Source organism: Mycobacterium sp., assembly GCF_049281135.1.
In the GTDB taxonomy this organism is placed as follows: Bacteria; Actinomycetota; Actinomycetes; order Mycobacteriales; family Mycobacteriaceae; genus Mycobacterium.
Window position 1 is genome coordinate 1 of sequence record NZ_JBAPRN010000499.1, and the last position, 2,536, is coordinate 2,536.

Here is a 2,536-nt window from a genome sequence, read left to right on the forward strand (position 1 = left end):
GCCCTGAACCCGACCGCCCGGCGCGTGGCCGCCGTGCTGGCGCTCCGATGAACGGGCGGAACGAGCTTTCAAAGCCGTAGAAGTCGGCATTTCAGTGAATTCCTTCAGCGAGGGGCCCGAGCGCCCACATGGGCAGGAATGTGAGGGCAACAAGAATCACCGTGACGCCGGCGACCATTCCGATGAACTGCGGACGATGGGTGGGCAGGGTACCCGGGGATTCCGGTGTATGACGCTGGCGGGCGAGGGACCCTGCCAGCGCGAGTACCAGGATCATCGGCAGGAATCTGGCGATGACCATCGCCAGGCCCAGTGCGGTGTTGTACCAGGTGGTGTTGGCCGACAAGCCGGCGAAAGCGGAGCCGTTGTTGTTGGCTGCGGACGTGAACCCGTACAGCACCTCCGACAGTCCGTGCGGTCCAGTGTTGAGCATGCTCGCGCGTTCGCCAGGCAGCGCCATCGCGATGGCCGTGCCTATCAGCACGATGAGCGGGGTGACCAGGAAATAGCTTGCGGCGAGCTTGATTTCGCGGGGGTTGATCTTCTTGCCGAGATACTCCGGTGTGCGCCCGACCATCAGCCCGGCGACGAACACCGTGATCACCGCAAGGACCAGCATGCCGTACAGGCCAGATCCGGTGCCGCCGGGCGCCACCTCACCTAGCTGCATGTTAAAGATCGTCATCATGCCGCCGAGGCTCGTGTAGGAGTCGTGAAACGAATCGACAGCACCACAAGAGGTCAGCGTGGTCGAAACGGCGAACACCGAGGAGTCGGGAACACCGAAGCGTTGCTCTACACCTTCCATGGCCGCCCCGACCGCGGTCGGCACCGTGCCGTGGTGCTGCAGCTGCATCCACATCGTGAGCGTCCAGCTGATCGCTGCGAGAACACCCATCACCGCGGCGATCGCGTAGCCCTGCTTCTTGCTGCCCACCATGCGGCCGAATGTGCGCGGCAGCGAGAAGCTGATCACCAGCAACAGGTAGATCTCCAGCCAGTTGGTCCAGGCGGTCGGGTTCTCAAACGGGTGCGCGGAGTTCGCGTTGTAGAACCCGCCGCCGTTGGTGCCGAGTTCCTTGATCGCTTCCTGGCTGGCGACCGGTCCTCCGGTGATGGTCTGCTGAGAGCCGGCCAGCGTGGTCACAACCTGGTCGTGCAGGTGGAAGTTCTGGATCATTCCACCGGCGATCAGCACGATCGCGGCGATGAACGAGAGCGGGAGCAGGATGCGCAGCGTCCCGCGGACCAGATCCACCCAGAAGTTGCCTAAATCCTCGGTCTTGGTCCGGGCGAAACCGCGAACCACCGCTACCGCGACGGCTATGCCCACTGCGGCGGAGACGAAGTTCTGCACGGCCAATCCGGCCATCTGCACCAGGTGGCCCTCCGTCGATTCGCCCGAGTACGCCTGCCAGTTGGTGTTCGTTACGAAGCTGATCGCCGTGTTCCAGGCCAGTGACGGGGTCATCGGTGTCGCTGGATCGTGTAGGTGTAGCGGCAACTTGCCCTGCACCAACTGGAAGAAGAACAGGAACAGCACGCTGACCGCCGAGAAAGCCAGTACGCTACGGGCATAGGCGTACCAGGGCTGTTGGGCTTTGGGGTCGGCCCCGATCACGCGGTAGATGGCCTTCTCGACTCGCCAGTCCTTCGATGAGGTGTACACGCGGTACATGTAGTCGCCCAGCGGTACGTGGACCGCTACCAATGCCAGCACGAGCAAAGCGAGGAATGTGATCCCCGCGGCAGAAGTGCTCACCTAAAACCTTTCCGGAAGGAACAAGGCCGCGACGAGATAGACCGCCAGCAGTACTGACAGGGCGAGGCCGATGATGTTGTCGTAGCTCATAGCTTTTCGACCAGCTTTTGCGCAAAGGCAAGGACGGCGAACACTCCCACCGTCAGTAGGATGTAGGCAACCACGGACACAGCTTCTCCGTTCGTCACAAGCCGGTCAGGTCGATCGGCGATCGTGTCTTAATACCGGCATGCAAATTTAGTCCCCAACGATGAGGCCTGGGAAGAAGTTAGGCGCCCCTGGTGTGTAAAGCGCCGTCGCTAACGCTTTCTTTACAGCCCGTCGGCTGGACTCGGTTTGCGGAGAGTGGCGTTTTTCGACCCTTAGCTGGACTGTGCTAACGCGCTTGGCTTTGCTGCGTTAGCTGTGATGCGGGCTACTAAGCGAGTGGCAGACGCACCCGGAAAGTGGTTTGGCCGCCGGCGGATTCGGCGGTGACCGATCCGCGGTGAGCTTTGACGATCGAGTCGACAATCGCAAGGCCGAGCCCATTACCGGGGCCGCGGTCCGGGGCATCCTTCGCGCGGACGAATCGATCGAAGAGATGTGGGAGTAACTCCGGATCGATGTCGGGCCCGTCATCGCCTACCGTCAGCTCGGCGTAGGGCGTCTCGCCTGCGACGCGATGACAGGCGATTCCCGTCGTCACCGTCACTCCGGCCGGGGTGTGCACCCAGCCGTTGGTCAGCAGATTGCTGACCAGTTGGTGCAATCGGTCGGGATCGCCGCGTACCC

The 2,536-nt window shown here is 62.4% G+C and carries 3 protein-coding genes; all 3 read right to left on the reverse strand.

From position 1 onward, the window contains the following. Positions 1-91: 91 nt before the first annotated feature. Positions 92-1,762 carry a potassium-transporting ATPase subunit KdpA gene (gene kdpA / locus WAN02_RS19985; RefSeq protein ID WP_422265966.1) on the reverse strand — a complete coding sequence of 557 codons (1,671 nt, stop codon included), beginning with the start codon at positions 1,760-1,762 and terminating at the stop codon, positions 92-94. Continuing rightward, on the reverse strand, positions 1,763-1,852 hold the full coding sequence (gene kdpF, locus WAN02_RS19990) for a K(+)-transporting ATPase subunit F (RefSeq protein ID WP_422228195.1): 90 nt from the start codon (positions 1,850-1,852) through the stop codon (positions 1,763-1,765). A gap of 328 nt (positions 1,853-2,180) precedes the next feature. After that, positions 2,181-2,536 (reverse strand): sensor histidine kinase (locus tag WAN02_RS19995; protein ID WP_422265967.1); only part of this gene is annotated, 356 nt, incomplete at its 5' end.